3 protein-coding genes and 4 pseudogenes are annotated in these 5,663 nt (G+C 63.0%); 4 read left to right on the plus strand and 3 right to left on the minus strand.

Annotated elements, in window-relative coordinates; genetic code table 11:
• Positions 1-281 (plus strand): IclR family transcriptional regulator C-terminal domain-containing protein (locus tag EOA86_RS19335; protein ID WP_281035673.1); only part of this gene is annotated, 281 nt, incomplete at its 5' end.
• Positions 282-347: 66 nt separating this feature from the next.
• A complete protein-coding gene (locus EOA86_RS19340) occupies positions 348-1,184 on the plus strand; it encodes an amidohydrolase (protein WP_128343138.1) in 837 nt (278 codons plus the stop codon).
• Positions 1,185-1,363: 179 nt separating this feature from the next.
• Here the strand turns inward: EOA86_RS19340 and EOA86_RS19350 are convergent, their stop codons facing one another.
• From EOA86_RS19350 to EOA86_RS19360, 3 genes and pseudogenes are all read right to left on the minus strand, one after another.
• A complete protein-coding gene (locus EOA86_RS19350; protein WP_206630072.1) occupies positions 1,364-2,491 on the minus strand; it encodes an extracellular solute-binding protein in 1,128 nt (375 codons plus the stop codon).
• A 20-nt stretch (positions 2,492-2,511) separates the two neighbouring features.
• Positions 2,512-3,671 (minus strand): annotated as a pseudogene (locus tag EOA86_RS19355) (CaiB/BaiF CoA-transferase family protein).
• A 3-nt stretch (positions 3,672-3,674) separates the two neighbouring features.
• A pseudogene (locus tag EOA86_RS19360) lies at positions 3,675-3,997 on the minus strand (hypothetical protein).
• Between the two features lie 160 nt (positions 3,998-4,157).
• Here EOA86_RS19360 and EOA86_RS19365 point away from each other — a divergent pair.
• Positions 4,158-4,891: pseudogene (locus EOA86_RS19365) on the plus strand (lactonase family protein).
• A gap of 102 nt (positions 4,892-4,993) precedes the next feature.
• Positions 4,994-5,663, plus strand: a pseudogene (locus tag EOA86_RS19370) (peptidase S10); the annotation flags it as partial.

A 5,663-nucleotide genomic window follows, 5' to 3' on the forward strand; every position in this document is an offset into this window, starting at 1 on the left:
CCGACAAGCCGCCTAAACCGCCGGAATTCTTTGCCCGCCTCGACCAGATACGTGAACGCGGCTACGAAATGATGGCGTCAATGCAGACCGCCGGCGTATTCAACCTGTCGACCCCCGTTCTCGGTTCGGACGGCAAGGCAATCGCAGCACTATCGATCCCCTACATAACCCTGGTCAACGCACCCAAGGCGCCCGATATCACCAGGACGATAGAGCTGTTGCTGGCGGCGACCGAAAAGCTGTCGCAACTGGCGGGATCAACAGTCAAGCAGGCGAAGTAAATTCTTATTTGAATGAAAAATTTCTCCGTGAGATGATTCGAAAACGCCGGAGGGGAGAGCCTTGTCATGATCTTCGACACCCATCTACACCTGATCGACCAGTCGGCGCTGCGCTATCCCTGGCTCTCCGGCGTGCCGGCACTAAACCGCGATTTTTCCCACGACGAATTTGCAGTCCAAGCTCGCCGGGCCGGCATAGAGGGCGCATTGCATATGGAAGTCGATGTCGATCCGGCCGATATCGAGGCTGAGACCAGCCATGTGAAGGCGCTGTCGCAACAGAAGGACAGTTTGCTGAGAGGGGCGATCGCCTCCTGCCGTCCGGAAGAGCCGGACTTTGCCGCCTATCTCGAGCGTCAGAAAGCCAATCCCTTCGTCAAGGGTTTTCGGCGCGTACTCCACGTCATGCCGGACGAGCTTTCGGAAGGCGCGCTGTTTCGCGAAAACATCAAGCGGCTTGCTGGCACCGGGCTGACATTCGATCTCGTTGTCCTGCCGCATCAAATCCCTAAAGCGATCGCACTCGCCGATCTCGCGCCTGGCGTCCAGTTCGTGCTCGACCATTGCGGCGTACCCGACATCAAGGGCAGCCGTGAGCATCCCTGGCGCGAGCATATGGCAGAGATTGCGCGGCGCCCGAATGTCGTCGGCAAGATTTCCGGTGTGGTCGCCTATGCGGACGCTGGATCGTGGACCGTCGAAACGCTGCGTTCCTATGTGGAGCACACCATCGAATGCTTCGGCTGGGATCGCGTCGTGTGGGGCAGCGACTGGCCGGTCTGCACGCTTGGCGGCGGGCTAGCGACCTGGGTGGCAGCAACGCACGCGCTGCTCGCCGGTGCCAGCGTCGACGAGCGGGAAAAGCTGCTTTCCGCCAATGCGAAGCGGCTTTGGCGTTTGTAAGCCGCCTCAGATCGTAGCCGACTCGTGCCGCTCGCGGCCGTAGAGCGAACCAGCAGCACGATGACCAGGCCAAGTGCCGTCTGCACGGTCGAGGGCCGGAAGCCGAGGCCGATCAGCAGCGTGAGCGGCCGCGGATCAGGCTGTTCATGTTCTCCTCCATTTAAGCTGTTTCAGGCTCCTCAACCGGCAGCGCCGGGTGCCGGGAAACTCTCCAGAAACAGGCGATTGAGATCGGCGACGACACGGCCGGCATGGTGCTTTTCGGCCAGGCCGAGATTGATGCGATCGGACGCGGCCTGCTGGAAGGCCATGTAGCCGTCGTGCCGTGGCCTGACCCAGGAACCTTCGAGGGTGGCGCGGGTGTTCATGTAGAAATTACCGGCGGCTGCGTTGACGGCTGCATCGTCCCAGGCTGCGGCATGGCCGGGCTGGCCGCCGGCCGCAGCATAGGGGCCGCACTGCACGTCGCCGCTTGCGATCCAGTAAGCAAAGTCGGTGGCCGCCTGCTTGGCCTTCGAAAAGGCCGACACGGCAATGCCGGTTCCTCCGAGCGCCGAGCCGGCGGGACCGGCATCGCCCACAGCCGGGATGTCGGCGAAGGCAAGGCGATTGGTCCGGAATCCGGCAATGGCATAGGAGACATAGCCATAGATCAGCGGCGCACAGGCGATCCGCGAGCCGGACCTGGCCATTTCCTCCAGGACGTCGATCGGGTCCATGCCAAGGCAGGCCGGATCGACGAGAGCCGCGATCTCGCGCATCATCTCGAAAACGCGGCTTCCCATGTCAGGGTTTACGTGGTCGCCAGGCTCCTCGGCGGCCGGCCGGCCGAGATTGCCGGCAAGCGTGTAGAACACCATCAGCGAATGCGGCGGCCTGAGCGGCAACAGCACACGGCCTTGTCGCGCCAACTCGACCATATCGGCCCAGTTCGCCGGCACGGCGGAAAGCATGTCCGGCCGCCACGCATGCACCTGGCTCGCCGTGTCGATCGGAAACGCCCACTGCCGGCCTTGCCAGTTGTAACTCGGATAGGAGCGGCCGACGCTCCCCGCCGCCAGCGCCGCACGTTCCGCTTCCCGGCCCACGACGTCGAGCGGCGCCAGACAATTCTCGGCGGTGATCTGGCCCACATGCGGATGATCGATGACGATCAGATCATAGGCACGGGCCAGTTCCTCGACCGGAAAGGATTCGAAATCCTGCAGCGAGCGCTTGTCCCACTCTATTGCGACGCCGGTGCGCTGCTTCCACAGCGCCGAACAGGCAACCATCGGGTCGCAGCCGCGCGGATGGCTCCAGGTCATGCCTTTGAGCGTCACGTCGCTCACAGCCCGAATTCCTTGCGGATTTTTGCGCTGTGCTCGCCGATGCGCGGCGCGGCCCGTTCGACTTTCGCGCGGGCGCCATCGACCCTAAGAGGCGAGCGCGTAGTGAGGATTGAGACGTCATCCTCTCGCGTCACGGTTTGCAGCATATCGAGGACCTGGAAGCCCTCGCTGGCCATCATTTCCGGCCAGGTCAGCACCTTGGCACACCAGATGTCGGCAGGCTCGAGGATGGCAAGCCATTCCTCGACCGTCTTCGTCGCGATTTTTTGCGCGATGATCGCCTTGATCTCGTCGCGGGCCGTGAACCACGTCGACGGCTGATCGCGATAGGGCGCAAGCTCTTCGAGCCCCAGCAGATCGGCGAGCTTCGAGATCGGCGACATCGCGATCGCCAAATAGCCGCCCTTCGCCGGATAGACGCCGTAAGGCGCCGACAGATAGGCGTGGGCGCTACGGAAGCCGATCGCCGCGGAAGGCGGCGCCCGTCATTGAGATGCGTGGTCAGCACCTCGAACTGAAAATCGACCAACGCCTCCAGCAGGCTCGTTTCGACATGGCTGCCCGTGCCGGTCACGCCGCGCCGCACCAGTGCGGCAAGGATCCCTTGCGCGGCGGCGGAGCCCGCCAGCATGTCGGCGATCGCCAGGCCGAAGGGCACCGGACCCTGGTCCTCGTCGCCGTTCAGCCACATCACGCCGGAACGGGCTTGCGCCAGCAGATCCTGCCCGGGCCGCTTGACCCAGGGGCCTTTCTCGCCATAGCCGCTGATCGAGGCATAGACCAGGCGCGGATTGATCTTGCGCACCGCCTCAAAATCGAGGCCCAGCCGCTCGATGACGCCGGGCCGAAAATTCTGGATCAGCACGTCGGCCTTGGCCAGCAGGCCGCGCAGCGCCGCAAGGTCGGCCACGTCCTTGAGGTCGATGGCAAGACTTTCCTTGGCCCGGTTGATGGCATGGAAGATGGTGGAATCGCCGCCGATCTCGGTGTCGCTGAGATAAAGCCGGCGCGACAGGTCACCGCCATTCGGCCGCTCGATCTTGATGACGCGGGCGCCGAGGTCGAGCAGCCGCAGCGAGCAGTAGGGTCCGGACAGGAACTGGCTCATGTCGACGACGACGAGCCCGGTCAGCGGCAATTCGGCAGTGGCGGCCATCGCCTATTTCTCCGTCTTCCCGGCGAAATCGGCCGGATTGCTGTACTTCACCGTCTGCAGGTGCTCGCAATAAAGCACAAGCTCTCGCCTTCCGTTTCGGCGAAAATCTGGTCCTGCACGTAAGGGTGGATATCGAGCACCAGCGCGTTGAAAAGGTGGCTGTCGCCCTCGGCCATGGTCCTGCGCAGCGAGCGGATTTTCTGGCCGACCGGCCAGTCTTCATAGAACCAGTTCTCCGCGTTCCAGACGGGCGAGATCGGCGTGGTCCTTCGGCATGTTGGCGGGTGTGTCGACGCCACGCCGACGGTCGGCGCAAAACCAGTCATGACAGTGTCCGCTGGAAGCAAGGATCATCCGTCCGGGCGCGCCGCGGACCAGCGAACTGCATGATCGATCCTCCCGTCAATTTTCTTTTGTGAATAGTATTTTCACATATGGGGTTGTGTTGCAAGCGTGAGCAGGCGAAATTTTGCTCGGGTCCGCGGAGTGCAACGCCGGCGGAACAAGGGAGGATTTGATGCAGAATGCCTGTCTGGTTTTCGTTGGCAGCCTCCGTTGTCGAGCGTCGCCCACAAGGGAAACGGGCCTGACACAGCCCGTCAAGAACGCCCTCATGCTCACAGCATCGCCGAGACGATTGCCGGTGGCGTGGCGATCGTCGCCGATCTCGGCATCGATCGGCTTGTCTCGTACCGCATCGGGCCTGATGGCAGTCTGACCAGACTCGCGGAGCAGGCGCTTGCGCCCGGCGCCGGCCCGCGCCATGTGGCGCTGCATCCGGGCGGGCGCTTCGTGTTCGTCATGAACGAACTGGATTCAACGATCGTGTCGCTTGCGCTCGACAATCTCTCAGGAAGGCTCTCGGTCATCGACACGAAACCGGCCGTGCCGGCGGCGGCGCGCGACGGCAATCATTGCGCCGCCATCCAGATCTCGCCCGACGGCCGCTTCCTCTACAGTTCCAACCGCGGCCATGTCAGCGTTGCGGTGTTTCGGTTGACCAGGAAACAGGCACGCTTGCGCTAGTCGATCACACGCCCTGTGGGGGTGCCACGCCGCGCAATCTGGCGCTGACGCCCTCGGGCCGCCACCTCCTCTCCGCCAACCAAAATGCCGATCGCATCAATATTTTTGCCCGCGACGCTGCCACGGGCCGGCTGGCCGACACCGGACGATCCATCGATATCGGCACGCCCATGTGTGTGAAGATCGTGCGTTGAAAGCCATCGGTCTCGTTCCAGCAGCGAAGGGCTGCACGATCCTGTGATTTCGGCTGAGCCATCAGCGTGATAGCTTCCAGTTGTTTCCGCTGCGGAGTCGTCATGCGTACCAAGCTGCTAGAAATCACCCTTGCTATGTTGCTGCTGGCTGGCGGCCTTCCAGCCGGCCATGCGGAAGTGGCCGAGCGGCCGTCGCCTTCGGGTGGAGTTCTGTCTCTACTTCCGCCTCCCCAGATCTCTGATCATTCGATCGTGATCGCGGGACGTACGCTGAACTATCAGGCAAAGGCCGGCACTCTCTTGTTGTTATCCGGTAAGGGCGACGTCACGGCGGAAATTTTTCATGTCGCCTACACGCTACGTCCCGAGCCAAGCCGGGAACCTGACCCCCGGCGTCCCGTTACCTTCGTATTCAATGGAGGTCCAGGAGCGGCTTCCGCCTATCTGCATCTCGGCGCGCTCGGTCCCCGCGTGATGGCGACGGCGGACAATGGAAGTTTTCTCCCATCGCCGCAGAGGCTTTTGGACAACCCGAACACATGGCTCGACATGACCGACCTGGTCTTTGTCGACCCCGTCGGAACGGGTTACAGCCGCGAAGCACCCGGGACCGAGGCGCGCAGCTTCTGGGGCGTCAACCAGGACGCCGCCTCGATGGGCGCCTTTATTCGCTTCTATCTGGCACAGGCGGGCCGCACGGCGTCACCGGTGTTTCTTGCTGGCGAAAGCTATGGCGGGTTTTGGGGTGCACTGCTCGCCAAGACGCCTCAGG

Origin of the sequence: Mesorhizobium sp. M5C.F.Ca.IN.020.32.2.1 (assembly GCF_004023105.1) — a bacterium.
GTDB classification, from domain to species: Bacteria; Pseudomonadota; Alphaproteobacteria; order Rhizobiales; family Rhizobiaceae; genus Mesorhizobium; species Mesorhizobium wenxiniae.

Excerpts from the sequence above, each read along its gene's own strand:
- EOA86_RS19340 (WP_128343138.1), top strand. The coding sequence starts at position 348 with ATGATCTTCGACACCCATCTACACCTGATCGACCAGTCGGCGCTGCGC.
- EOA86_RS19350 (WP_206630072.1), bottom strand. The coding sequence starts at position 2,491 with ATGACCTGGAGCCATCCGCGCGGCTGCGACCCGATGGTTGCCTGTTCG.